Below are 232 nucleotides of genomic sequence, written 5' to 3' on the forward strand. Positions count from 1 at the left end.
CGCCAGACCGGAAGCGCACAGGCGGTTGACCGTCAGAGCGGGCACTTCCGGAGGCAGCCCTGCCAGCAGCGATGCCATGCGCGCCACGTTGCGGTTGTCCTCGCCGGCCTGGTTGGCGCAGCCGAAGTAGACTTCGTCAATCAGGTGGGGGTCAATCCCAGCGCGCCGGACGACTTCAGCGATTACCAGCGCGGCCAGGTCGTCCGGGCGGACGGCTGAAAGCGCGCCATTC

Annotated in this window: 1 pseudogene; it reads right to left on the minus strand. The window is 68.1% G+C overall.

Going from position 1 to position 232, the window contains the following annotated elements:
* A pseudogene (locus ACMUOY_RS20855) lies at positions 1 to 232 on the minus strand (3-oxoadipyl-CoA thiolase); the annotation flags it as partial.

Source organism: Candidatus Skiveiella danica (assembly GCF_022705245.1).
Lineage (GTDB): Bacteria > Pseudomonadota > Gammaproteobacteria > Burkholderiales > Burkholderiaceae_C > Skiveiella > Skiveiella danica.